This window comes from Streptomyces sp. NBC_01217, assembly GCF_035994185.1.
Taxonomy (GTDB): domain Bacteria; phylum Actinomycetota; class Actinomycetes; order Streptomycetales; family Streptomycetaceae; genus Streptomyces.
In genome coordinates, this window is record NZ_CP108538.1 from 8,457,550 (window position 1) to 8,483,387 (window position 25,838).

Sequence of the window (25,838 nt, forward strand, 5' to 3'; positions counted from 1 at the left end):
GAATCAGGACCGGGATTCGATCCCCCACGATCCACCGGTCCGTCGTCGGCGGCGGGCCGGTGTCCCCCCACCCCAACACGAGGAGGAAAGTTGCAGATCCTCAACTTCCGGTCAATCCGGCGTCTCGTCCGCATACCCACGCTCATCCGCAGGGCCACGGTCCTCGCGGCCGCCCTGCTGGTGGCCGCGGTGCCCGCCATCAGCACGCCGGCGGCCGCCGCGGCGAGCTTCCCCGTCTTCGTCAACGAACGCGGCGCGAACCGGCCGGCCCTGGAGCAGTACGGCTCGACCCGCTCCACAGTCGTGTACGACGTCTTCGCCTTCACCTGCGACACGGCGGGCTGCTATTCGAACGGCGGGGCGCTCCCGTCCGAGGCCACGTACGAGGCCAAGGTCAAGGAGTACATGGGCGCGAGCCAGTTCGGTGGTGCGGCCACCGCTCCGGTCGTGCTCGACTTCGAGTCGATCGAGCTCACCCAGGTACCGACGGGCCAGGCGGCGACCAACGCGTACAACCTCTGGCGTCAGCTGCTGACCTGGACCCACACCGCCGCCCCACAGGCGCCGGTCTGCCACTACGGCTACGACTGGCTGACCCAGAACCAGAACCTGATCAAGCAGTTGCACACGGACAGCCTGCTCAACTGCTTCGCACCCAGGGCGTACTTCTACGACGGCCAGGCGCTGACCAGCTGGGACAGCAATCTCGACCAGTCCGTCGCCCGCGACCGGGCCATGGCGCCGAGCCACCCGATCTACCCGTACGTCAACCCGACGTCCTTCCAGTCGGAGAGCTATGTGCCCGGCAGCACCTGGGCGCACATGTTCGCCAAGGTGAAGGCAGTGGCGGACGGCGTTGTCATCTGGGAGCCCAGCGTCGAGAACGCCAATGCCTGCGCATGGATCTCACAGCATTCGTACGAGATGGGGGTCATTACCGGCACCAGCAGCAGCGGTCCGTTGAAGGCCACGGCCGCACCACCGAGCGGCAACTGCACAGTGACCCGCGGGACCACCACCACCGTGCCGGTCACCCTCACCAACACCTCCGGCTCCACCACCGCCGCCACCCAGATGCAGAGCTTCGCCGGCACTGCGGGTTTCTCCGGCAGCTGGCAGTACTGGAACGTGCCCTCGCTCGCACCGGGCGCGAGCTGGTCCACGTCCCTGCCCATGGCGATCGCATCGACGCAGACGGCCGGTACGGCGCTGCTGCACATCCGCACCGGCCTCAGCGACACCCGCTGGGCGGTGATCGTCCAATGACCGCAGCCCGGAGCAACCGGATCGAGGCGAAGCCCTGCTGGTAGTTTTTCATCATGCGCACAGCTGTGATGACCGGGTCGCTCGTCCAGGTGTGCCTGGACGAGCCGCCCCGTGTCGCGAGCGTCGGCGTCGGTGTGCACGGAACGGAGAGCCTGCGTGATGTGTTCCGGCTGCCGGATCTGTGGCAACTGCATCTGTACCGGTACGCGGGCGAACTGACCGTCGACGGCGAGGCGCACGAGATCCGGCCGGGGTACGTGAGCCTGACGCCGCCCGGGGCGTTGGTGCGCTACCGCTACCGAGGGCGGTCCGAACATCTCTACGCGCACCTGGAACTTCCGCGGACCGGCGATCGGTTGACCGTACCCGTGATGCAGAGCGCCGGTGCGCAGGCGCCGATGCTGTCCGGCCTGTTGCAACAGGCCGTCGCGGTGGCGCCGCGCAGCCACGCCCGGGCCTCCGCCGAGGTGTGGGCCGCTCTGTGGCGGGTCGCCGCACTCGCGGCGACCCGCGAGGGGGATGCCGAGCGGGCGCACAGCCCGGTCGCCGCGGCCGTCGCCCATGTCGAGGCCAACCTGGCGGGGCCGCTCTCCGTGCCCGAAGTCGCCGAGGCCGCCGGGGTTTCGCACAACCACCTCATCCGGTTGTTCCGGGCGGAGACCGGCGCCACCGTCGTCGCGTACATCCGGCGGCGCAGGATGGAGCAGGCCCGGCACCTGCTGCGCGAGTCGACGCTGTCGATCCCCGCCATCGCGGCCTCGGTCGGCATCGGCGATCTGCAGGCCTTCAACAAGGCGTGCCGGCGCGAACTGGGCGCGTCACCGCGCGCGGTCCGCGCCGGAGGCTGACCTCAGTCGCGGCCGGTGCCGCGGTACAGGTCGAGCTCACCGTCGAGCTCCACGGCCAGCACGGTGGCGTACTCGTCCACATCCGCGTCCGTCGGGGCGTCGATCCACAGGACTCCGGGCACCTCACCCAGGCCGCCGATGATCCGGTGGCCGAGCCCGGTGCCGGGGCCGACCACGCTCACGCGCTTGACCGGGGTCCGCAGACCGCGGAGTGCGATGCTCTCGCGCGGCGTGTCGAAGCAGATCAGATAGAGGGTGCGGCGGTCCGCGGACAGGGTGCTCGGACCGTAGTGGTGCCCCGCGGGGAGCCCCGCCACCGTGCCGTACACGGCGCCGCGGTGCCTGTCGATCCAGCGGCCGAGTCCTTCGAGGCGCTCGACCTGCTCGGCCGGGATCGTGCCGTCCTCCATCGGGCCGACGTCGAGGAGCAGATTGCCGCCCGTGCCGATGGTCTCGGTGAAGTAGCGCACCAACTGGCGCACCGACTTGTGGTTGTTGTCGTGGTGCTGGTAGCCCCAGGAGTCGTTGACCGTCAGACACAGCTCCCACGGCCCGTCGGGGGCCCGCAGCGGCACGCCCTGCTCGGGCGTGGCGTAGTCGCCGTAACTCAGCATCCGTGCGTTGAGGACGGTGTCCGGGTTGCCCGCCAGGATCTCCTCGGACAGCTCCCGCATCTTCCACTGCTGCTCGCTGCGCTCCCACTCGCCGTCGAACCACAGGAGATCCGGACAAAAGCGCTCGACGAGCTCGCCGACCTGGGCATTGCGGTACGCGAGGAAGCGGGCCCAGGCCTCGGGGTCCTCCTTTCCGGGCGCGGCCGAGGCGTAACGGTTGCCGACGACCTCTTCGTTCGGCGGGTCGGTGTGCACCGTGCTCGCGTAGTCGGGGTGGTTCCAGTCCGAGTGCGAGTAGTACAGGCCGACCTTGAGGCCGTGCTCACGCAGCGCTTCCGCGTACCCGGAGAGGAGGTCGCGGCCGGCGGGCGTGTGCCGTACGACGTTCAGGTCGCCGTGTGCTGTGTCCCAGAGGGCGACGCCGTCGTGGTGGCGGGCGGTCAGCACCGCGTACCTGGCGCCCACGCGGGCGAACAGCTCGGCCCAGGCCTTCGGGTCGTACTTGGAGGCGGTGAAGCCGTCGAGCTGCCTCATGTACTGCTCGTGCGGGACCTTTCCGGAGTAGAAGGACCAGGACTCGGGCACGCCGTCGACGGCGTAGATCCCGTAGTGGATGAAGATGCCCAGCTTGGCATCGGAGAACCAGGGTTGCATCGGCATGCCATCAAGCTAGGCGGGGGTGCCCCGTCCGCGCGTGGGGCGCAGTCACCACTGCTGGTCCGTTTTCACCCTGTGGGTGACCGACGAATGATGTGCGAGGCGGTGTCGGCCGATCCGCCCGTGTTGGGTGGGCTGTTGCGGCTCTCTTGTCATCGGCCTTTGCCTGCCCATAAGTTGGGCGCTTGCGACGTGTCCTACTGCCAGTGGGGGAGCCAAGTCATGGCCGCGAACGGACGGCACCGCAGATATCAGCCCAGCCGGCTCAACCGTGCCTCGCTCACGGTCACCGCCGGAGGCGCGGGCATCGCGCTCCCGCTCATCGCCACCGCCTCGGCAGGCGCCGCGTCGACGGATGTCTGGGAGAAGGTAGCCGCCTGCGAGTCCACCGGCAACTGGCACATCAACAGCGGTAACGGCTACTTCGGCGGTCTGCAGTTCACCCGGTCGACGTGGGCGGCGTACGGCGGTACGGTTTACGCCCCGCGCGCCGATCTGGCCACCAAGGACCAGCAGATAGCCATTGCCGAGAAGGTGCTCGAAGGGCAGGGGCCCGGCGCCTGGCCGCACTGCTCGACACGGGCGGGGCTGACCCGGGGCGGGGACGCCCCCGGCATCGAGCCGCAGTCGCAGGGGACCAGCCGGGCGAAGGCGCCCGGGAAGGCCGCCGCGGGGAAGCCGGAGGCGAAGACGAAGCGGACGTCCGCGCCCGCCACGCCGACCACCGTGCCCGGCAAGCGCGATGCGTACACCGTGGCCCGTGGCGACTCGCTCTCCGCGATCGCGGCGACCGAGCGTGTCCGGGGCGGCTGGCAGAACCTGTACGCGGCCAACCGCGAGATCGTGGGGGACGACCCGGATCTCATCCTTCCCGGGCAGCGTCTGAGCCTCGACGTGGCCCGGGCGCCCAAGACGGACTCCAGGACGGGCTCGACGGCGGCAGCGAAGCCGAAGGCGAGGCCGGGTGCGCAGGCCGCCCCGCACCGCAAGGCAGAGCCGAAACATCAGCCCAAGCAGCAGCACAAACAGCACCCGAAGCAGGTCGAGAAGGCCGGGAGCCACAAGCCGGAGCGGGTGGAGAGGCACTCCGGCGGCCTCGTGGCACCGGTCGCGGCGCGCATCGGCACCCCGTACCACCAGGCTGGTGCCTGGGCAAGCGGCTATCACACCGGTGTCGATTTCCCAGTCCCGACGGGCACGTCGGTGAAGGCCGTCGATTCCGGCACGGTCGTCTCGGCGGGCTGGGCGGGGGCGTACGGATACCAGATCGTCATCCGGCACAGCGACGGCAAGTACAGCCAGTACGCGCATCTGTCCGCGGTTCATGTGCGCGAGGGCCGGCACGTCGCCGCGGGTCAGCGGATCGCGCGGTCGGGTTCCACCGGGAACGTCACCGGTCCGCACCTGCACTTCGAGATCCGTACCGGCCCCGGGTACGGATCCGACATCGACCCCCTGGCCTACCTCAGGGCGGGCGGCGTCAGCGTCTGAACGGTCCCCCGGGGCCCGGCCGCATCCGCCGGTGCGACGGGCCCCGCGGCAACGCCGCCCCGCCGTGGTGCGGTGTCGGTGCGGGACGACCGCCCGGGCCCGAACTCCATCTGCCCGAGCCGACGCTCCTGCGGCAGCGTCACAGGCATCGGCCGGGCCTGCGAGAACGTTTCCGCAATGGCTTCGACGGCCCCGGCGGGCGTCGTCGGTACGAGCTCGGGCCGGACGACGACCGTCCGCGTCCCGGCCGGCAGCACCGGATCTGGGGCCGGTTCCGCGGCACCTCCGACGCCGGGTTCCGCTTCCGGGCCCTGCGTCCCGTCCCCCGGAACGGCGGGGCGCTCACTCCCGGCCGGCTGCCCGGCCCGCTGCTCCGCGCCGAGCCGCTCCGTCGTGAGAAGGATCAGCCCGCCCGCGGCGACCACGCCGGAGGCCAGCGCGAGCATGGTGCCCGCCGTGCCGTACCGGAACTGCTCATCGAACATGGTGATGCCGACCGCCGCGGCTATCACCGGATTCACCACCGTCACCGTGGCCAGTGGCGCGGTCAGCCCGGCGCCCCGGTACGCGGCCTGGGAGAGCAGCAGCCCGGCAGTCGCGAAACCGGCGATCGCCAGCAGCGCAGGCATTCCGGCCTCCGCCGCGCCGGAGGTCCACTGCACAGCCACCGTCTTCGTGAACACCGAGGCGATACCGAAGGCGATGCCCGCGGCCCCGGCCAGGATCACGCTCCGTACCACCGGCCGGTGCAAGCCCTTGGAGATCAGGAGGAGCACCGCGACGCCACCGATCGTCACACCGGCGAGCGTCAGCTGATCCGGGCCGGCCCCTGCCCGGCGGCGTACGAAGAGCGCCGCCATCGGCAGGGCGAAGACGATGGTCAGCGCACCGAGCGGCTGGACGAGACTGAGCGGGCCGTAGGCCAGGGCCGCGACATGCAGGACCGCGCCCACGCCGTTGAGCGCCACGGCGCCCCACCAGACACGGTTGCGCAGGGGAGCGAGCGAGCGGCCGTCTCCAGCCGTGGCCACGCGCTCCTGGACGATCGCCCCGGCCGCGTAGGCGACCGCGGAGACCAGTGACAGGAGCACGGACAGCGCGAGGGAACTCATGTACACCACGATGTCCCTTCAAAGCGGCCGCGTCGTCGTCCTTGAGGCGGCAATCCCGCGTACTGCCTTGGTAGTACGGAAGTGGTCCCGATGTCCTCCTCCCGACGGTAGTCCTCCCTTCGGTGAACTCCGGAGAGCTCCCGAGAGGTGACTGCGAGGAGTCACGGTGAGTGGCGGGTTCCCGGCGGCCCTGACCGGCCGCTTCCCCGGTCTCCGGAGCAGGCCTGTGACCGGCGCGGCGGCCGGTCGGGTGGGTGTTGCGTCTGTGGTTGTCGGTGGTCGGGGCGGCTCTCGCCTTGCTTTGTCATGCACCTGGACAGCGGATCGGGTGTCGTGCTGTCATGCCAACGGCCATTCCTTCCAACGTTGTACATCCTGTTGCAACGAGCCGCCACCCTTCCTCAGCAAGGAGGATCCGTGCGCATCAGAAAGAAACTGGTTCTACTGCTCGCTGCCGTTCTCGGCACAGCGGGCCTGTACGCCGTGCCCACCGCTTCGGCCGCCCCGGACCCCGGGAGTGCCGTCGAAGTGCATGGCCTGAAGGGCGAGTACTACACCCAGTCCGCACCCGGTGCCTTTGACTTCGGGCAGCTCAAGGCCACCGGATTCGACCCGGACATCGACTTCCCGACGCTTGAGTCCCGGCTGAGTTCGGCCACCGGGCAGAACGACGACGTCAGCGTCCGGTGGACCGGGAAGATCGTGCCGGAGAAGACCGGCTCCCATGTCTTCTCGATGATCGGGGACAACGGCTTCCGTCTCTGGGTCGACGGGAAGCCGGTCATCGACCACTGGGTCGACGACTGGGAGAAGGAACAGACCTCGCAGCCGGTCGAGTTGACCGCAGGCCAGGCGTACGACCTCAAGGTCGAGTTCTTCGAGCACCAGGGAGGCTCCAACCTCCATCTCAAGTGGACCGAACCCGGCGGCAGCAAGGTGCCGGTGCCGCAGTCGGCCTTCCGGCTCCCCGACGGCTTCGCGTACGACGGAGCCATCGGCGCCACCGTGCTCGCCGACGGCCGCACCCTCAAGCTGGACTTCGCGCAGAAGCTCGCGCCGCTGCCCGCCGGGCTGGTGAACCACCTCGACGCCGTCATCGGCGGTGCGAAGTGGCCGCTCGGCAGCGTCGAGGCGGACCCGGCCGACCCGCGCAGCCTCACCGTCGCGCTCAAGGAACCCGTCGTCGGCAACAAGGCCGGAAACGCCAAGGGGCTTGCCGACATCCGCTACGACGGCGCGGGGGCGCTGGCGGGTGAGGACCAGAAGGCCGTCGGGGCCTTCTGGTCCAGCGGGCCGAACCGCTCCACGTACGAGCTGCGCACCGAGTGGGCCGACGAGGTGGGTCCGGGCAACGCGCTGCCCGAGTACCCGCGGCCCCAGCTCACCCGTGACGACTGGCAGAACCTGAACGGCTCCTGGGAGTTCGCCGCGGCCGAGGCGGGGGAGCAGCCCCCGGTCGGCAGGAAGCTCGGTGAGAAGATCCTCGTCCCGTATCCGGTCGAGTCGCAGCTCTCCGGGATTCAGCGGCACGAGGACCGGATGTGGTACCGCCGCACCTTCACCGTCCCCAAGGACTGGAAGGTCGCTTCGGCCAAGCGGCTTCAGCTGAACTTCGGGGCCGTCGACTGGCAGTCCGAGGTGTACGTCAACGGCACGAAGGTCGCCGAACACAAGGGCGGCTACGACAAGTTCAGTGCCGACATCACCGACGCGCTGAAGCCCGGCCGCACCCAGGAGCTGATCGTCGGCGTCTACGACCCGACCGACGCGGCGAACGGCGAGAACCCGCCGATGGGCAAGCAGCGCCTCGACCCGAGCGGCATCTGGTACACCCCGTCATCCGGGATCTGGCAGACGGTGTGGATGGAGCCGGTCGCCGCCGACCACGCGGACTCGCTCAAGCTCACCCCCGACGTCCCGGGCGGGAAGCTCGCCGTCGAGGTGCGCGGGGTGCGGGACGGGGTGCCCGTCACGGCGACCGTGTACGACGGCGGGCGCAAGGTCGGGACGGCCGCCGGCCGCACCGGATCGCCGCTGAACGTGCGCGTGCCGAATCCGCATCTGTGGTCCGCGGACGATCCGCATCTGTACAAGCTGAAGGTCGGCGTCGGATCGGACCGGGTGGGCAGCTACTTCGGGATGCGGTCCATCGCCGTCGAGAAGGTGAACGGCACCCCGCGCACCGTACTCAACGGCAAGCCGGTCTTCCTGATGGCCACCCTCGACCAGGGCTTCTGGCCCGACGGGCTGCACACCGCGCCCACCGACGAGGCCCTCGCGTACGACCTGAGGATGCACAAGGCGATGGGGTTCAACTCCGTCCGCAAGCACATCAAGGTCGAGCCCGACCGCTGGTTCTACTGGGCCGACAAGCTGGGCCTGCTGGTCTGGCAGGACATGCCGGCGATGAACACGGTCAACCCGTCCACCGCCGCCCGGGCCGAGTACGAGCGAGAGATGAAGGAGATGATCGACGAACACTCCAGCCATCCGTCCGTCGTCATGTGGGTCACCTTCAACGAGGGCTGGGGCCAGTACGACCAGGCCCGCATCGCCGACCAGGCCAAGTCCTGGGACCCGACCCGGCTGGTCAACAACATGAGCGGCCTCAACTGCTGCGGTGCGGTGGACGGCGGCAACGGTGACATCGCCGACGCGCACGGCTACCCGAGCCCCGCGCTTCCCCAGCCGGACGGCGAACGCGCCCTGGTCAGCGGCGAGTACGGGGGGCTCGGCCTGGCCGTTCCGGGACACGCCTGGGCCGTACAGCAGTCGTACATCGCGGTCGACCCGGCCACGTACACCGACGACTATCTGGTCAAGCTCGACGAGGTGCGCAGGCTCGCCTGCATGGGCAGCAACGGCGCCGTCTACACCCAGATCTCGGACGTCGAAGGGGAGTTGAACGGGCTCCTCACCTATGACCGACGGGTCGTCAAACCCGATGTGAAGCGGATCAGGGCGGCGCAGGACGCACTCGTCCGCGATGCGTCGAAACCGGTCGTGGCGGGCTGCCCCGCCGCCTGACCCGTGCACGGTGCTCCGGCCCGTCCCGCCCGGGACGGGCCGGAGCGTGTTCGTCCGAACCCTTGACGCGCACCACCCCGGAACCAAGAATGATCGCGCTCTGACAACGTTGTCCAAGGAGGAGTACCCCATGCACCGGACTCGGACCCCACGGCCGCGACTGCGCGGCCCGGCGGCCGTACTCGCCGCCGTCGCGCTCCTCGGCGGTGTCCTCACCACCGGGGCCACGGCCCAGGCCGCGCCCCGTACCGACGGACAACTGACCGACCTGGTCAACCCGTTCATCGGCACCCAGAACGAGGGCAACACCTACCCCGGCGCCTCCGTGCCCTTCGGCATGGTGCAGCTCTCCCCGGACACCGGCCACAACACCGGCTACGACTACGGCGAGAACCACATCCGCGGATTCTCCGCCGTCCATCTCTCCGGCGTCGGCTGCGGCCTGGGCGGCGATCTGCCGACCCTGCCCACCACCGGAGACATCACGCAGACCGACTACGCCAAGTACGCGGCGGAGTTCAGCCACGACGACGAGAAGGCGAGCCCCGGCTACTACCGCGTCGGGCTGAAGACCGGGATCGACGCCGAACTCACCGCGAGCAGGCGCACCGGCGTACAGCGCTACACCTTCCCCGCCACCGACAAGGCCAACGTCCTGCTCAACGCGGGCCAGTCGCTGCACCGGACGCTCTCGTCCAGGGTCGAGATCCTCGACAGCCGGACGGTACGGACCGCGATCACCGGCAGCGGCTTCTGCCAGGACACCAAGCCGTACACGCTCTACACGATCACCCGCTTCGACCGGCCGTTCACCACCTCCGGCACCTGGAACGGCGACACCGTCACCGAGGGCTCCAAGGAGTCCTCGGCCACCGGCGCCCGCAACGGCGCCTGGCTGCGCTTCGACACCACCGAGGACCGCACCGTCGAGGCCACCACCGCCCTGAGCTACGTCGACGCCAGGGGCGCCGCGCTCAACCTCCGCGCCGAGGGCGGCCGGAGCTTCGACCGGGTCGAGCGCGCCGCCCGGCAGACCTGGGAGAAGCGGCTCGAAGGCGTGAAGGCGCAGGGCGGCAGCGACCACCTCCGCCGCACCTTCTACTCCTCCCTCTACCGGTCCTTCCTCGCTCCCAACATCGGCAGCGACGTCGACGGCCGCTACACCGGCTGGGACCAGAAGATCCACCACGTCAAGGGCTTCACCTACTACCAGAACTGGTCCCTCTGGGACACCTACCGCACCCAGGCCCAGCTCCTCTCGCTGCTCGCCCCGCGCGAATCGCGCGACATGGCGATCTCGGTCCTGCGCATCGACGCCGAGAGCGGCTGGCTGCCCAAGTGGGGCTACGGCACGGTCGAGACCAACATCATGACCGGCGACCCGGTCACCCCCTTCCTCACCAACGCCTACCAGCAGGGGCTGCTGAAGGGGTACGAGGAAGAGGCGTACCGGGCCCTGAAGAAGAACGCCGACGGTGTGCCGCCCACCGACTCCGCACCCGTCGGCCGTGAGGCCAACGTCCAGTATCTGAAGGACGGCTTCGCCCCGTACATCAAGGACCGTCCGCACGCCAAGCCCGGCGACTCGGACTTCGACCACGGCGCCTCCGCCACCCTGGAGTACGCCCTCTCCGACGCGATGCTCGGCGAGATGGCCCGCGACCTCGGCCATGACGCCGACGCGAAGCGCTACGAGGACCGCGCCCAGAACTACCGGAAGATCTTCGACTCCACGACCGGCTTCTTCCGCGCCCGCGACGCCGCCGGGGCCTTCACCGGACCCGCCGACCCGGCCCAGAGCGAGGGCTTCCACGAGGGCACGTCCTGGCAGTACCAGTGGCTCGTACCGCAGGACCTGCCCGGCATGGTCTCCCTGATCGGCGGGAAGGACGCCGCCAACCAGCGGCTCGACTCCTTCTTCGCGTACGACAAGCTGCTCGCCGATCCTGCGAGGACCGCCCGCGAGGTCTGGGTCAACGGCCCGTACGCGTACTACAACGCCGACAAGTACAACCCGCAGAACGAGCCCGATCTGATCGCCCCGTACACCTATCTCTCCACCGGCCAGCCGTGGAAGACCACCGATGTGGTGCACGCGGCCCTCACCCTGTTCACCGACACCCCGACCGGCATGACGGGCAACGACGACCTCGGCACCATGTCCGCCTGGATGGTGCTGTCCTCCATCGGCGTCTTCCCGGTCCAGCCGGGCACCGACACCTGGGGACTGTCCACGCCCGCCTTCGAACGCGTCGACATCGCGCTCGACCGCCGCTACTACCCGCGCGGATCGCTGACCGTCAGCGCACCCGGCACCTCGGGCACCGACCGCTACATCCAGTCGGCCCGGCTCGACGGCACGGCGCAGTCCCGCACCTACCTCACCACCGATGACATCCGCTCGGCCCGCTCGCTCTCCTTCACGGTGGGCAGCGAGCCGTCGGCCTGGGGCACCTCGGCCGCGGACGCCCCGCCCGCACTGGGCTGACCGTGGTCGTGGGGCGGGCGGCGTCCCGCCCGCCCCACAGCTCAGCTGCTCAGCTCGAACTCGGCCCGGATGCGCTTGCCCACCGGCACGCGCTCCGCGGTCAGCCGGTCGCACAGCGCCACGACGATCTCCATGCCGTGGCCACCGGGGCGCGCCGGGTCGGGCGAGCAGAACAGCGGCAGGGCCGTGCTGGAGTCGTACACCGTGACGCTGACGCGCTCCGCGGTGCCCTCCAGCTCCAGCAGATACGGGCCCTGGCTGTAGCGGTCCGCATTGGTGACCAGTTCGCTCACGGCCAGTATCAGATCGCCCCGGGTGCGGTCGCCGAACACCGCGAGCCGCTCGGCGGCCAGCCGGACCAGGAAGCGGTCGGCCAGGGCCCGGGCCTGCGCGATGCAGCCGGGCCGTCCGTCGAACACCTCGGCGCTGTGCAGAACCTCCATGGGCCGGCCCGCGCAGGGTCGGCCGGCCGCTCGCGAGGTGACCTGTTCCTTCATGTGCTCCAGCCCGGGCGACGCAGGGGTGTTCGATGACAGCTGTCCGACGTCCGCCTACCCGCGACGAACGGTCCCACTCCGGGAAAACCCGGCAGATCTCCGGCGCGCGTGAGCGAGCGTCTCACAACGGGCAGCCGCACAGGGACGCCGGCCATGCACATGAGCGCCCGCGAAGGGCGGCGAACACCTGGGAAGTCACGCGAACGGAGCAGCATCCGGTGCATGGCAGACTTGATCGGGGCGTTCGGCCCGGCAGGACCGTGTGTGCGGTCGGCGCCACGAGTGACAAGCGACAGAGGAACGGCAATGACGGTGACAGAGGACAGCCAGGAGCTCGCTCCCGGTACTGAGGAGTTCGGTCCCGGTATCGACCCGGAGCGGCTGGCCGTCTGCCTGAGCGTGCTCGACGAACTCGACGCGATCGAGGTCGACCACCCGGACGCCATCGCCGTGCGCCGCGCCACGGCCGGGATCTACCGGACCGTGAAGCAGCGCCGCCGTCAGGAGCGCCGCGCCGCCAAGACCGCGCACGACAAGGCCGTCACCGAGGCCACCGCGACCGGCTCGGCCGACCGCATCGACGACGAGACCCAGGGCGTCCTGCCCTCGTCCACGGCCCGTGCCGAGATCGCGGGCGTTCTCCAGCGCCCCCGGTCCTGCTACATCTGCAAGACCCGGTACGTCGAGGTGGACGCCTTCTACCACCAGCTCTGCCAGCAGTGCGCCACGAAGAACCGCTCCCGCCGCGACGCGCGGACCGACCTGACCGGCCGGCGCGCCCTCCTCACCGGCGGCCGGGCCAAGATCGGCATGTACATCGCGCTGCGGCTGCTGCGCGACGGCGCGCACACCACCATCACCACCCGGTTCCCCAACGACGCGATCCGCCGCTTCAAGGCGATGCCGGACAGCGACGCGTGGATCCACCGGCTGAAGATCGTCGGCATCGATCTCCGCGACCCCGCCCAGGTCGTCGCGCTCGCCGACTCGGTCGCGGCCGAGGGCCCGCTGGACATCCTGATCAACAACGCGGCACAGACCGTGCGCCGCTCCGCGAACGCGTACAGCGAACTGGTCAATGCCGAGTCCGCCCCGCTCCCGGCGGGTGAGCTGCCCGCCGCCGAGGTCATCGGCACCTTCGGCAGCGGCACCGTCGACCGTGTCGCGGCCCTGCCGGCCGCACGCAAGGAGGGCCTGAGCGCGCAGGACGTCACCGGGCTCGCCCTGGTCACCGGCTCCGCCTCGCTGGAGCGGATCGCCGCCGGAACGGCGATCGACGCGGGCGGTCTCGTACCCGACCTGCACGACACCAACAGCTGGATCCAGACGGTCGAAGAGGTCGAACCGATCGAGCTGCTGGAAGTCCAGCTCTGCAACTCCACCGCGCCGTTCATCCTGATCAGCCGCCTCCGCCCGGCGATGGCCGCGACCGCCGCCAAGCGTGCCTATGTGGTCAACGTCTCCGCGATGGAGGGCGTGTTCGGCCGTGGCTACAAGGGCGCGGGCCACCCGCACACCAACATGGCCAAGGCCGCGCTGAACATGCTCACCCGCACCAGCGCCCAGGAGATGTTCGAGAAGGACGGCATCCTGATGACCGCCGTCGACACCGGCTGGATCACCGACGAGCGCCCGCACCCGGACAAGATCCGCCTTGCCGAGGAGGGTTTCCACGCCCCGCTCGACCTGGTCGACGGCGCCGCCCGCGTCTACGACCCGATCGTGCGCGGCGAGGAGGGCGAGGACCTGTACGGCTGCTTCCTCAAGGACTACGCGCCCGCCAACTGGTAGTCAACCGGTTGCGCAGTGTTCGTGCGGCGCCGTGGACCCGGCCCGGGACTCGTTCCCGGCCGGGTCTTTTCCATGCTCGATGGCCGAAAGTGATCCAGCGCACACCTTCCATCGAGCGGGAACGCGCTCATTTGGTTACTCTGATGCGAACGGACGTCATCGAGGAGTCCACGAAACCTCCTCGACCGTCCTGGGACAGGCTTGCCAACCGAGTCGCCGTCCCGCCCCGTACCCGGCGCCACCGCGACCGAACTGTTCTTGCCCCTGCCCTCGCGGGTGGTCGACTTCCGGCAATGAGGCCGGAGCGTCGGCGACGCCGGGGGTTACGCGACACGAAGGAGTGCGCGGTGACAACACCAGAACTGACGAAGGACGAGAAGCAACCGGCCGAGCGGTCCGGAGAACGGGCTCGCGGGCCCGAGAAGCTCCGGAACATCGAGGTCTGGGCCAGGTCCGCACCGATCCGGCTGGCCGGCTACGAGGACGACCTCGCCGAGCCGCACATCCTGCCCGGCATCGACTGACCTTCCCGGTCTCGGGCCCGCACGGCTTCACAGCTTCACAGCTTCACGTTTTTACGGCCGAGCTCCGGCCCACCCCTCGCGAGGGGTGGGCCGGAGCTCGGCCGTTTGCGGCGTCCGCAGCCCGGGAGTTGCCCGGCGCCGGCCTCAAGTCCTCCCAGTCATCGGATGGTTGCGGGAAAAGGGTTTCCTTCTGTCTGGAAGATTGCATTGACAGGTTCGCGTCGGACTCCAATCATCGGACGTCATGACCGAACTTCCCAGGCGCCATGTACTCGGAATGACGGCAGGGGCGGCAGTCGGCGCCGCCCTGCTCACCCCCGCCACCGCCGATGCGGCCCCGCGAGCCGGAGCCGTGCAGGTACACCCTGAGACCGGTGCGCAGGACAGCGACTGGGGCCCCGTCCCCGCCGCTGTCACCGTCCCCCTCGACCAGTGGTTCGACAACGACGGCATCGACACCGCCGATGCCCGCGGCGGCGACTTCGACGGCTCCGGCTACACCTTCCCCGGCGAGGAACTCCCCGCCGGAGAACGGGAGATCGACGGCACCGCGTTCCTCTTCCCCGCCTCCGGAGCGGGTGCCAAGAACAACATCGTCGCCCTAGGCCAGCGCATCGACCTCCCGCCCGGCCGCTATCTCAGCGGCCTCGTCCTCACCGCGTGCAGCTACGGCGCCGCATCCGGGAAGGCCACGGTCCACTACGCCGACGGCACCACATCGACCCCGGTCCTCGGCGGCCCCGACTGGTACTCCGGAAGCGGCGCCCTCACCGCCGCGTACCGCTACACGCCGGGCGGCGACAAGGACCAGCACCAGGTCTCCATGGCCATCAGCGAGATCGCGCTCGACCCGGCCAAGGAGGCCGTCGCACTCACCCTGCCCACCACCCAGCCCGCCGAGGCCAACAAGTCGTCCCTGCACATCTTCGCGCTCTCCCTCCAACCGGCCGCCCAGGGAAGGGCGTTGACACTCCGCGACGCCCACTGCACCACCTCGCTGCTGGACTCCGGCGCCCAGAGCGTCGAGGCCACCGTCGTCAACGCCGGCACGGTCGGCATCCTGGCCGCCGACGGCCTCACCCTCTCGGTCGACGTGCCCGGAGCCCGTACCGTCGCACCCGCCCGCATCACCCGGCTCGCCCCGGGCGACCAGGCCCGCGTCCGCATCGGCATCCGCAACAGACCGGGCACCGCACCCGGCACCGCCCGCGACGGCAACGTTGTCGCACGAGGACGCGGACAGCAGGCCGCCACCGTCCGGCGCTCGCTCACCCTCGGCGTCCCCGACTACACCCCGACGGACGACTCCCTCACCACCCATCAGGCGCCGTACTGGTTCCAGGAGGCGAAGTTCGGCATCTTCATCCACTGGGGGGTCTACTCCGTACCGGCCTGGGCTCCGGTCGGCACGCAGTACGCCGAGTGGTACTGGAATCAGATGCAGGACCCCAACAACCCCACCCACACCCACCACCGCGACACCTACGGCGAGTCCTTCGCCTACGACGACTTCATCCCGCAGTTCCGCGCCGAACGCTTCGACCCGCGCTCCTGGGTGGAACTCTTCCGGGACGCGGGCGCGCAGTACCACGTCCTCACCTCCAAGCACCACGAGGGCTTCGCGCTCTGGGACACCAAGCTCTCCGACCGCAACTCGGTGAAGATGGGGCCGAAGCGCGATCTGATCAAGGAGCTCTTCGACGCCTCGCGCCGCTACACCCCGCAGCTGCACCGAGGGCTGTACTTCTCGATGCCCGAGTGGTTCAACCCCGACAACCCGTGGATGGGCCACGCCCCGCGCAATCCGTACACCCTGGAGCCGGTCCCGTACACCGGATACACGGCGGGCAAGGACTATGTCACCGGGTTCCAGGGCCCGCAGATGCTGGAGCTGATCCACGGCTACGACCCCGAGATTCTCTGGTGCGACATCGGCGGCGACAACGACAGCCACCGGGTGCTGGCCGAGTACTTCAACCATGCCAAGAACCGGGCCCGCCCGATCGAGGTCACCGTCAACAACCGCTCCGGGATCGGGCCGCACGACTTCACGACGCCCGAGTACACGACGTACGACCAGATCGTCACCGCGAAGTGGGAGTCCAGCCGCGGCCTCGACCCGTTCAGCTACGGCTACAACGCCCAGACACCGGACGAGAAGTACATGAGTGCCGAGGAGATCGTGCACTCGCTCGTCGACATCGTCTCCAAGAACGGCAACTTCCTGCTCGACATCGGACCGAAGGCGGACGGCACGATCCCCGACATCATGCAGCGCAGGCTGCGCGAGACGGGGGAGTGGCTGAAGACCAACGGGGAGGCGATCTACGACACCACGTACTGGGCACGGATGCCGCAGCTCGGCGAGGATCTGAGGTTCACCGTCCGGCCGGACAAGGCGTTCTACATCCACTCCCTGGCACAGCCGGGCTCGACCCTCACCGTCGAGGCCCCGGTGCCGGTCCGCAGCGGTGACCGGGTCACCCTGCTCGGCCACGACCGGCCGCTCAGCTGGCGCACCACGGGCGGCTCGCTGGTGATCGACGTACCGGCGGCGGCCCGCAGGACCGGGAAGCACGCCTGGGTGTTCAAGATCGCCTGGTCGGACTGAGCCAGGAGGGCCCGAGCGAGACCGGGGGCATGAACTCCCGCACATAGGTGCGGTGCCACCACCGTCCGGTGGCCCGCAGTTCGCGCCAGGTCGTGTACCGGTAGCGGTACACCCTGGCGCGGACATGTGCGGGAGGTGTCCGGGGGAACGGGTTGTGACGCAGCAGCCGCAGCGTGTCCCGGTCGTTCTCCAGCAGCCGCTCCACGAACGGGCCGAACCAGGCGCGTGCGTACGCCGGGGAGAGCGCCGCGAACCACATCAGCCAGTCGAGCCGCAGATGGTACGGGGCGAACTGGCGGGGCAGCCGGTGCGGATCGCCCGGTTTGCCGCGGAAGCCGTACTCCTGCCAGAGCGTGCCGTCGTGGAGCTCCCGCTCGTCCGTGCCCTCGACCACCACCTCCAGCCGGACCCGGCTGATGCTGCCGAAAGCACCATAGGTGTTGACCAGATGCAGCGGGTCGAACGAGCGGTTCATCACCTGACGGCGGGAGACCAGATTGCGCGCGGGGCGGTAGCTGAGGAACACGACCAGCGCCGTGACCGCGATGACGACGATCTCGTACCAGAGCGGCGGCGCGGACTGCGCGGGCGGCTCGGAGACCAGCGACCAGTCGACGGCGGACAGGGCGAGGGCGATCGTCAGCCAGTTCAGCCAGGCGAAGTTCCCCGAGACGACCAGCCACAGCTGGGTGACGATCATCAGCCCCGCGGCCGCGCTCGCCACCGGCTGCGGAGTGAAGAGGAGAACCGGCACGAGGAGTTGAGTGACATGGTTGGCCGCGACCTCCACCCGGTGGACGGGCTTCGGCAGCCGGTGGAAGAACCAGCTCAGCGGTCCCGGCATCGGCTGGGTCTCATGGTGGAAGTACAGACACGTCAGCCTGCGCCAGCACTCGTCGCCGCGGATCTTGATCAGTCCGGCGCCGAACTCCACCCGGAACAGCACCCAGCGCAGCAGCCACAGCACCAGTACGGGCGGGGCCGTGTGCGCGTTGCCGAGGAAGACGGCCAGGAAGCCGGTCTCCAGCAGCAGGGACTCCCAGCCGAAGCTGTACCAGGTCTGGCCGACCTGGACGATCGACAGATACAGCGCCCAGGGAAGTGCCCAGAGCACCATCGCCGCCCAGAGCGGAACGTAGGAGTCCGCGCCCGCGAGCAGGGCGACAGCGAGCGCGCAGCCGGTCCAGGCGACGAGGGCGAAGAAGCGGTCGGAGTAGTGGAGCCGGAAGAGGCCGGGCGCGCTGCGCCAGTCCGTACGCCGCAGGAAGTCGGGCACCGGGAGCATGCCGCGTTCGCCGATCAGCGCCCGGAACTGGAGCGCGGCGGCAAGGAACGCGACCAGGTAGATGCCGGCCAGCGCCCGCTGGAAGATCAGCCGGCTGAGCCAGTACCCGTCTGCGGTGAACCACTCCATCGACTCCAGTATCGGCCCGGTGGCGCGGCTCAGCCCCTCAGGCGTGCGCCGTGCAGTGCCGGGAGTGTTCGACGATCCGGCGCAGCGTGGTGCCGAGCCGGCGGGCGTATCCCTTCTGGAGTACCGGTACGACGGGCCCCGCGAGCCGGGCGTACCAGGCGGCCGGCCGGCTGAACGCCATGACGGTGAACCACACCGTCCCGTCGTCCGCCAGCTCCACCACGAAGGACTCCTCCCCGGACTCGGGGTGCCGGACGAGTGTTCCGTAGGCGAATCCGATGCGGTCCTTCCCGTACACCGCCCAGACGACCTGGCAGGGTGCGGTGAACCGGAAGGGGCCGATGCCCAGCGACACCCGCAGGAGCACTCCGGCCCCGGCGCGGGCCGCGGAGGCGCGGACCCGGGCCCCGCTGGTGCGGTGCATGCGCCACCCGGTGACCGCCGCGCCCGCTGCCTCGAAGTCGGCCCGGCCGCGACCGACCCGGGTCCGGTGGTGGAGGTGGTGGTAGCCGTCGGGGAGCGGGCCGAGTCGGGTGGCTCCGGCCTCGGGGTAGGTGAGGGGGCTCATGCGGTCCTGCCTTCGTGGTCGGTGGGGTTCTGGAGCCTGCGCCAGGCGAGTACGGAGCAGAGTGCGAAGCCGAGTGCGTTGCCGAGACCATGGGTGGCGGCCATCCAGGTCAGTGTGGGGTGCGGGAGCCCGGTGGCCTCGCCGAGCGCCCAGCTCAGTGCGAGCACCATGGTGACCACGAGTACGACGGACGAGGTGGCGAGCAGCAGCCGGGTGATCCGGTCCCGCCGCGCGACGCGGACCGACTGCCAGGTGAGCAGGGCGACTGTCCACATTCCCGCCGTCAGAACGACTGCCCCGGCCAGCTCGGCCCAGTCCCCGATGAAGTAGCCGATCATGACGAGCAGGGTGCCGAGCGGCACGCTCAGCGCGGCGAACCGGCCCGCGGCGCTGTCGGCGATCCGGCAGACGAGCCCCGCGACCAGCGCGGCGGCGAACCCGGCGAAGTGGAAGTGCGGCACGGTCAGCGCCAGGATGCCGAGCCCGAAGCCGAAGAGTGTGTGCCCCGAACGTTCGGCGACCAGGGCGAGGGCGGCGATCGACGGGGTGACCAGAGCGGTGACCAGCGCGATCTCGGCAGGCGCCACGGCGCGGCTTCCCCGCGCCGCGAGGGTGCGGAGCAGCCGTGGTGGGGCGTGCAAGGCGAGGAGTACGGCCCCGAGCGCATAGCAGGCGGCGAGGGCGGTGGCGGGCACGCCGCGCGGCAGCCAGAGCGATACGGCACCGGGCACGGCGAAGAGCGGCCACATGCGGCGCATCCGGTCCAGCTCGGTCGCTCCGGCCAGTCGCAGCCCCATCGGGACCACCACCAGCATGCCCAGCATCACGATCAGAGCTACCAGTACGGACATCGCCAACCCCCCGACTTGAACGTGTTCAACTGTGCTCGGAGATGACTCTACGGCCTCCCTTGAACACGTTCAAGGGAGGCCGTGGGGCGAGGGGGGAAAGGGGACGGGCGGTGAGCCGGTGAAGGGGGTCGGCGGCGGCTGCCGGTGGGTCAGAGAACTCCCCGGCGCCACTCCCGTACCAGCAGATAGCCGAGGTACACGCCCCCGATGGCCATCGTGTAGATGCCGACGGGCAGGTTCTCGAACAGCGGCAGTTGCTGGGCGCAGAGATCCGCGAGCACCAGCAGCAGCGCGCCGGCCAGGGCCGACAGCAGCAGGTGCGGTCCCGATACCCTGGTGAGCCGCTTCGCGATCTGCGGGGCCGTCAGCGAGATGAACGCGATGGGCCCGGCGACGCTGACGGCTCCCGCCGAGAGCACGATCGCGAGGACGATGGCGATCGATTTCGTACGGCGCGGCTCGGATCCGAGCGCGCCCGCGATGTCGTCGCCCATCTCCCCGATGTCCAGCCGCCGTGCGACCAGGGCGGTGAGCGGGGCCGCGACCAGCAGCACGAGCCAGATGGTGGTGGCGTCGTCCCAGGACCGTGCCGACAGGCTGCCGTTGACATAGGCGGTGAGCACGGCGGCCCGGTCCCGTTCCATCGCGTAGACGATGTACTGGGTGACCGCCGTGCCGATCGCGGCGACGCCGATCCCGGCGATGACGAGCCGGGCCGGGTTACGGAATCCGGTGCCGGTCGACACATAGACCAGGGCCATGGCAAGGAGGGCACCGATCAACGCGCCGAGGGCCACCGGCACGGTGTCCGGGAACATCAGCGCGGTGATCGCGGCGCCCGCACCGGCGCCGGAGGCCAGCCCGATCACATCCGGGCTGCCGAGCGGATTGCGGGTGACGGACTGGAACAGCGCCCCCGAGAGACCGAGCGCCCCGCCGGTGCCGATGGCGACGACCAGACGCGGGCCGCGCAGGCGTTCCAGGACGAAGGCGTTCTTGCCCTCGGCGCCGCCCGTCAGCGCCCCGGTGAGCTCGGCGAGCGGAATGCCCAGCCGCCCCAGCGACAGCGTGGCGACGGCGGTCACCACGAGCAGCACGAACAGGACGACCGCCGTCAGCAGGGACACCCGCCGCAGCGGCAGTGCCACAATCCGGCCGATCGTCAGGAACCCCCTGGGCGGGGAGGTACGGAATCCGGCCTGATGCGACGTCATGCGTTGCCCCTCATCCTGCGTACGGCAATGAGCAGCGCGGGCGCCCCGATGAACGCGGTCACGACACCGACCATCAGCTCCTGCGGCTGCATGACCACACGGCCCACCACGTCCGCGAGGAGCAGCAGCGCGGGACCGACCAGCGCCGAGAAGACGATCTGCACACGGAAGTCGACGCCGACCAGGGCCCGCACCACATGCGGAACGGCCAGGCCGACGAAGGCGATCGGGCCGACCGCCGCCGTGGCCGCGGCGCTCAGCAGCGTGGCCGAGAGCAGCCCGCCCGCCCGCACCAGGGCGGGATTCGATCCGAGGGACGCCGCCGTGGAGTCGCCGAGCGCGAGCGCGTTGAGGCCGGGCCCCAGCACCGCCGCTATCGCCAGGCCGACCGCGGCGAACGGCAGAACCGACAGGAAGACGTCGAAGTCCCTGCCGCCGAGGGCGCCGACGACCCAGTAACGGTAGCTGTCGAACACCTGCGGCCGGCTCAGGGTCACCGCCTGGATGAACGCCATCAGGACGGCGGAGAGCACCGCGCCGGCGAGCACGAGCCGTATCGGTCCGCTGCCCGAGCCCGCCGATCCGATGGCATGGACGAGCAGACCGGCGATCAGCGCACCGGGCAGCGCCCACCACATGGTGTCCGTACTGCCCGAGGCTCCCAGGAAGGCCGTCGCGGCGACGATGCTCGCGGAGGCGCCCGCATTGATCCCGAGGAGACCGGGGTCGGCCAGCGGATTGCGGGTCACGCCCTGCATGAGCGTGCCCGCGACGGCCAGGCAGAGACCGGCGAGTATCCCGAGCGCGGTCCTGGGGTAGCGGCTCTCGACGATGGTGGTGACATTCGGATCGGCGGCGCTGGACAGGACGTTGAGCACATCGCTGATCGAGGTGGTACGGCTGCCGAACATGACGCTCGCGAACACGGCGAGAACGAGGACGGCGACCGCGAGGACGAGGGAATACGCCCGCCGAGCGGTGCCGGACCGTGAGGTTCCGGCACCGCTCGGCGGTGCGTGCGTGGTGGTGGCCATGTATGCGGTGGTCGGCCTCAGCCGTTGTCGGCGGCCTTGACGGCCTTGTCGATCAGCGGCAGGTAGCGGTCGATCACCCACGGCACGGTGAGCGGGTTGATGATCGAGGAGGCCGTGACGAAGGAGTTGTCCTTGCCGGCGACCACGGCGCCGCTCTTGACCGCGGGGATCGCCGCGTACAGCGGCTGGGCCTCGATCTCCTTGCGGGACTTGTCATCCATGTAGAAGGTGAAGACCAGGTCGCTGTCCTTCAGCTTCTCGGCGTTCTCCAGGCCGATGAGCGCCGAGTCGGTGCCCTCGGTCTCCTTGAAGGTGTTCACCACCGGGTCGACGGTGAGGCCGAGGGAGGAGACCATCTTGACGCGCTGCTCGTCGGGCTTGAACACGCCGAGGGTGCCGGGGCCGGTGTTGTAGATGTACGAGAACTTGTAGTTCTTGTAGTCCGGCCGGGTCGCCGCCGCGTCGGCCAGCTGCTTCTCGACCTTCGAGACGAGACCCTTCGCCTCGTCCTCCTGTCCCAGCGCCTTGCCGATGAGGTCGATCTGCTGGTCCCAGTCCGTGCTCCACGGCAGGTCGGGGTAGGCGACGGTGGGGGCGATGTCCTTGAGGATGTCGTAGTCCTTCTGCGTGATCCCGGACCACGGCGCGAGGATGACATCCGGCTCCAGTTCGGTGATGGCCTCGAAGTCGATGTCCTCACCACCGGTGAACTGGGTCGGCAGCTTCTTGCCGGACTTCGTCACCGCCTCGTGGATCCAGGGCAGATAACCGGTCTTGTCGGCGCCCCACGCATAGGTCTCCATGCCCACCGGGGTGTGGCCGAGCGCGATGGCGGTCTCGGCCGAGCCCTGGCCAAGGGTGACGATGCGTTCGGGCTGCTTCTTGATCTCGGCCGTACCCAGTGCGCTCTTGATCGAGACGGGGAACGCGCCGCCGCTCTTCCCGGATGCGCCGGTGCTCTCCTTGCCGTCATCGCTCGACGAACAACCACCGAGAACGAGAACGAAAGCTGCGGCGGTGGCAGTTGCGGCGAGCGTCCGGCGACGCACGCGGGTGAACCGGGACATGGATGTTCCTCAGGGGTTGATAAACGAAGCTGTTGAATCCCGCGCAGATCGCGAAGGTTTAGGTAAGCCTAAGCTAAGTCAACTTCCGACTACAACCGGCCTCTGTTTGTGGCCGTCGCCGTCGGTCCAGACCTATTGACGAATGGTCTGGACCAATCTAATGTTTGTCGGGGCCATGACAGTCATCGTTCGATTCGCCCGGGAGGGAACGGAACATGAGCGGTCGGACATCGCGCCTGCTGGGGCTCGGCCTCGCGGCAGCCTGTGTCGTACAGATGCTGGTCGGATCGACGGCCGGCGCCGCCGCGCAGCAGGACACGTGTGCGGTCAAGTCGAAGCCCTCGGGCAAGGTGCTCCAGGGGTACTGGGAGAACTGGGACGGCGCGTCCAACGGCGTTCATCCGCCGCTCGGCTGGATTCCGGTCACCGACAGCCGCATCACGGGTCACGGCTACAACGTGATCAACGCGGCCTTCCCCGTCATCCTCCCGGACGGCACCGTCCTGTGGGAGGACGGGATGGACTCCACCGTGAAGGTCCCGACCCCGGCCGAGATGTGTCAGGCGAAGGACGCCGGACTCACCACCCTGATGTCCATCGGCGGTGCGACCGCGGGTATCGACCTCAGCTCCAGCGCCGTCGCCGACCGGTTCGTCGACACGGTGGTGCCGATCCTGCAGGAGTACAACTTCGACGGGATCGACATCGACATCGAGACCGGTCTGACGGGCAGCGGCAATATCAACCAGCTGTCCGCCTCGCAGGCCAACCTGATCCGCATCATCGACGGTGTGCTCGCCAGGATGCCCTCCAGCTTCGGCCTCACGATGGCGCCGGAGACGGCCTATGTGACCGGCGGGAGCGTCGCGTACGGCTCGATCTGGGGCGCCTACCTGCCCATCGTGAAGAAGTACGCGGACAACGGCCGCCTGTGGTGGCTGAACATGCAGTACTACAACGGCAGCATGTACGGGTGCGTGGGCGACTCGTACTCCGCCGGTACCGTCGAGGGGTTCATCGCGCAGACCGACTGCCTGAACAACGGTCTTGTCATCCAGGGCACCACGATCAAGGTCCCCTACGACAAGCAGGTTCCGGGACTCCCTGCCCAACCGGGGGCCGGGGGCGGCTATATGACGCCGAGTCAGGTGTCGCAGGCGTGGAACCACTACGGCAACGGCCTCAAGGGCCTGATGACCTGGTCGCTCAACTGGGACGGGTCCAAGGGCTGGACATTCGGGGACAACGTCAAGGCGCTGCAGGGACGTTGACCCGATCACGAGCCGGGCAGCTCTGCCGAGGTGGACGGAGCTGCCCTTCCGGCCGGCCGCCGGTGGCGGCCGGCCGGGCCATCATCACCGCATACCGTCAGGCACGGGGATCGGAGGCGTCCAGCATGGCCTCGCGCTCCACGACCTTGATCCTCTCGCGTCCCTGCTCCGCGCCCAGCGCCTGCTCGTGCGCGTCCAGGCGGTACCAGCCCTCGCGGGTGGTGTAGCGCACGCCGCGCTCCTCCAGGAAGGCGGTGACGGCATCGGGCCCGGGCTGCGCCGGGGCGGGCAGCCGGCCCGCGGCGTGGTCCTCCAGGAGGCAGGCGACCGTCTCATTGGCATCGCCCTTGGTGTGACCGATCAGGCCGATCGGACCGCGCTTGATCCACCCCGTGACGTACACCGACTGCATGGGCTCCTCGCCGTCGAGGACGCGTCCCGCTGCGTGCGGAACGGTGCCGGAGGCCACGTCGAACGGGAGCTTGGGGAGCTCCTGCGAGTAGTAGCCGACCGCGCGGTAGACGCTCTGGACGTCCCAGTCCGTGAAGCGTCCGGTGCCCTTGACGTTCCCGGTGCCGTCCAGCTCGGTGCGCTCGGTGCGCAGAGCGACGACCCGGCCGTCCTCGCCGAGGATCTCCGCCGGGGACTCGAAGAAGTGCAGGAACAGCTTGTGCGACCGGTCTCCGACATCGCGGATGGCCCAGTTCTCCAGCGTGGAGGCGACCATGTTGGCCTGCTTGTTGCCCCGCCGGGTCTCGATCGAACCCGCGTCGTACTCGATGTCCTCGGGATTGACGATGACCTCGATGTTCGGCGAGTGGTCGAGCTCCCGCAGCTCCATCGGGCTGAACTTGGCCTGCGCGGGACCTCGGCGCCCGAAGACGTGCACTTCCAGGGCCTTGTTGGCCTTGAGGCCCTCATGGACGTTCGCGGGGATCTCGGTCGGCAGCAGTTCGTCCGCCGTCTTGGCGAGGATGCGTGCCACGTCCAGGGCCACATTGCCCACCCCGAGCACGGCGACCTTCTCCGCCTCCAGCGGCCAGGTACGGGGCACATCGGGGTGTCCGTCGTACCAGGAGACGAAGTCGGCGGCGCCGTGGGAGCCGTCCAGGGAGCTGCCGGGGATGTCGAGCGCGCGGTCCGCGTCGGCGCCGGTGGAGAAGATCACCGCGTCGTAGAAGGACCGCAGGTCGTCCAGGTCGATGTCGGCGGGGTAGTCGACGTTGCCGAACAGCCGCAGCTGCGGCTTGTCGAGCACCTGGTGCAGCGCCTGGACGATGCCCTTGATCCGCGGGTGGTCGGGAGCCACTCCGTAACGGATCAGACCGAAGGGGGCGGGCATCCGCTCGAACAGGTCGATCGAAACCCCCGGGTCCTGGGCGGCCTCGGATTTCAGCAGCGCGTCCGCTGCGTAGATTCCGGCAGGGCCGGCTCCGACTATGGCGACGCGGACGGGGCGGGTCATGGAGTGCTGGTCCTTAGCTCGGGCTGAC

The 25,838-nt window shown here is 69.6% G+C and carries 19 protein-coding genes; 9 read left to right on the forward strand and 10 right to left on the reverse strand.

Going from position 1 to position 25,838, the window contains the following annotated elements; all coding sequences use genetic code 11:
• The first annotated feature begins 90 nt into the window (after nucleotides 1-90).
• Together OG507_RS37740 and OG507_RS37745 are read left to right on the forward strand one after the other, a co-directional pair.
• Entirely contained in the window at nucleotides 91-1,266 is a 1,176-nt protein-coding gene (locus OG507_RS37740; protein WP_327371593.1) for a hypothetical protein, read from the forward strand.
• A 53-nt stretch (nucleotides 1,267-1,319) separates the two neighbouring features.
• Nucleotides 1,320-2,114, forward strand: a complete 795-nt coding sequence (locus OG507_RS37745) for a helix-turn-helix transcriptional regulator (RefSeq protein WP_327371594.1) — start codon at nucleotides 1,320-1,322, stop codon at nucleotides 2,112-2,114.
• A 2-nt stretch (nucleotides 2,115-2,116) separates the two neighbouring features.
• Here the strand turns inward: OG507_RS37745 and OG507_RS37750 are convergent, their stop codons facing one another.
• Complete coding sequence (locus tag OG507_RS37750) at nucleotides 2,117-3,388, reverse strand: alpha-L-fucosidase (protein WP_327371595.1); 1,272 nt, start codon at nucleotides 3,386-3,388, stop codon at nucleotides 2,117-2,119.
• A gap of 219 nt (nucleotides 3,389-3,607) precedes the next feature.
• Between OG507_RS37750 and OG507_RS37755 the strand changes: the two genes are divergently transcribed.
• Nucleotides 3,608-4,876 carry a transglycosylase family protein gene (locus tag OG507_RS37755; protein ID WP_327371596.1) on the forward strand — a complete coding sequence of 423 codons (1,269 nt, stop codon included), beginning with the start codon at nucleotides 3,608-3,610 and terminating at the stop codon, nucleotides 4,874-4,876.
• Here OG507_RS37755 and OG507_RS37760 read toward each other — a convergent pair.
• A complete protein-coding gene (locus OG507_RS37760) occupies nucleotides 4,846-5,988 on the reverse strand; it encodes a DMT family transporter (protein WP_327371597.1) in 1,143 nt (380 codons plus the stop codon). The two genes, OG507_RS37755 and OG507_RS37760, sit on opposite strands and share 31 nt — an antisense overlap.
• 417 nt (nucleotides 5,989-6,405) lie before the next feature.
• Here OG507_RS37760 and OG507_RS37765 point away from each other — a divergent pair, with 417 nt between their 5' ends.
• Nucleotides 6,406-9,015, forward strand: coding sequence for a PA14 domain-containing protein (locus OG507_RS37765; protein WP_327371599.1), 2,610 nt, complete (start codon nucleotides 6,406-6,408; stop codon nucleotides 9,013-9,015).
• Between the two features lie 130 nt (nucleotides 9,016-9,145).
• The gene (locus tag OG507_RS37770; RefSeq protein WP_327371600.1) at nucleotides 9,146-11,503 is read left to right on the forward strand and encodes a GH92 family glycosyl hydrolase; all 2,358 of its coding nucleotides are present in this window, start codon (nucleotides 9,146-9,148) and stop codon (nucleotides 11,501-11,503) included.
• A 41-nt stretch (nucleotides 11,504-11,544) separates the two neighbouring features.
• Here OG507_RS37770 and OG507_RS37775 read toward each other — a convergent pair whose 3' ends face one another.
• On the reverse strand, nucleotides 11,545-12,000 hold the full coding sequence (locus tag OG507_RS37775; RefSeq protein WP_327371601.1) for an ATP-binding protein: 456 nt from the start codon (nucleotides 11,998-12,000) through the stop codon (nucleotides 11,545-11,547).
• A 306-nt stretch (nucleotides 12,001-12,306) separates the two neighbouring features.
• Between OG507_RS37775 and OG507_RS37780 the strand changes: the two genes are divergently transcribed.
• From OG507_RS37780 to OG507_RS37790, 3 genes are all read left to right on the forward strand, one after another.
• The gene (locus OG507_RS37780) at nucleotides 12,307-13,791 is read left to right on the forward strand and encodes an SDR family NAD(P)-dependent oxidoreductase (RefSeq protein WP_327371602.1); all 1,485 of its coding nucleotides are present in this window, start codon (nucleotides 12,307-12,309) and stop codon (nucleotides 13,789-13,791) included.
• Between the two features lie 347 nt (nucleotides 13,792-14,138).
• Nucleotides 14,139-14,315, forward strand: a complete 177-nt coding sequence (locus tag OG507_RS37785) for a hypothetical protein (protein WP_327371603.1) — start codon at nucleotides 14,139-14,141, stop codon at nucleotides 14,313-14,315.
• Nucleotides 14,316-14,559: 244 nt separating this feature from the next.
• Nucleotides 14,560-16,926, forward strand: a complete 2,367-nt coding sequence (locus OG507_RS37790) for an alpha-L-fucosidase (RefSeq protein WP_327371605.1) — start codon at nucleotides 14,560-14,562, stop codon at nucleotides 16,924-16,926.
• Here the strand turns inward: OG507_RS37790 and OG507_RS37795 are convergent.
• The 6 genes from OG507_RS37795 to OG507_RS37820 form a co-directional block, all read right to left on the reverse strand.
• The gene (locus OG507_RS37795; RefSeq protein WP_327371606.1) at nucleotides 16,904-18,340 is read right to left on the reverse strand and encodes a lipase maturation factor family protein; all 1,437 of its coding nucleotides are present in this window, start codon (nucleotides 18,338-18,340) and stop codon (nucleotides 16,904-16,906) included. The two genes, OG507_RS37790 and OG507_RS37795, sit on opposite strands and share 23 nt — an antisense overlap.
• A 37-nt stretch (nucleotides 18,341-18,377) precedes the next feature.
• A complete protein-coding gene (locus OG507_RS37800) occupies nucleotides 18,378-18,908 on the reverse strand; it encodes a DUF1990 family protein (protein WP_327371607.1) in 531 nt (176 codons plus the stop codon).
• Nucleotides 18,905-19,759 carry a YndJ family protein gene (locus OG507_RS37805; protein ID WP_327371608.1) on the reverse strand — a complete coding sequence of 285 codons (855 nt, stop codon included), beginning with the start codon at nucleotides 19,757-19,759 and terminating at the stop codon, nucleotides 18,905-18,907. The genes OG507_RS37800 and OG507_RS37805 overlap by 4 nt, the downstream gene beginning before the upstream one ends.
• A gap of 149 nt (nucleotides 19,760-19,908) precedes the next feature.
• On the reverse strand, nucleotides 19,909-20,973 hold the full coding sequence (locus OG507_RS37810; protein ID WP_327371609.1) for a FecCD family ABC transporter permease: 1,065 nt from the start codon (nucleotides 20,971-20,973) through the stop codon (nucleotides 19,909-19,911).
• Nucleotides 20,970-22,007, reverse strand: coding sequence for a FecCD family ABC transporter permease (locus OG507_RS37815; RefSeq protein WP_327371610.1), 1,038 nt, complete (start codon nucleotides 22,005-22,007; stop codon nucleotides 20,970-20,972). Before OG507_RS37815 ends, OG507_RS37810 begins: the two co-directional genes overlap by 4 nt.
• 17 nt (nucleotides 22,008-22,024) lie before the next feature.
• Nucleotides 22,025-23,074 (reverse strand): iron-siderophore ABC transporter substrate-binding protein, encoded by a 1,050-nt coding sequence (locus tag OG507_RS37820; protein WP_327371611.1) that lies wholly within the window; start codon nucleotides 23,072-23,074, stop codon nucleotides 22,025-22,027.
• A gap of 215 nt (nucleotides 23,075-23,289) precedes the next feature.
• Between OG507_RS37820 and OG507_RS37825 the strand changes: the two genes are divergently transcribed.
• Entirely contained in the window at nucleotides 23,290-24,345 is a 1,056-nt protein-coding gene (locus tag OG507_RS37825) for a chitinase (protein ID WP_327371612.1), read from the forward strand.
• A gap of 97 nt (nucleotides 24,346-24,442) precedes the next feature.
• On the opposite strand, the gene OG507_RS37830 is transcribed toward OG507_RS37825, so the two are convergent.
• Nucleotides 24,443-25,810 (reverse strand): FAD-dependent oxidoreductase, encoded by a 1,368-nt coding sequence (locus tag OG507_RS37830; protein WP_327371613.1) that lies wholly within the window; start codon nucleotides 25,808-25,810, stop codon nucleotides 24,443-24,445.
• Nucleotides 25,811-25,838: the final 28 nt, after the last annotated feature.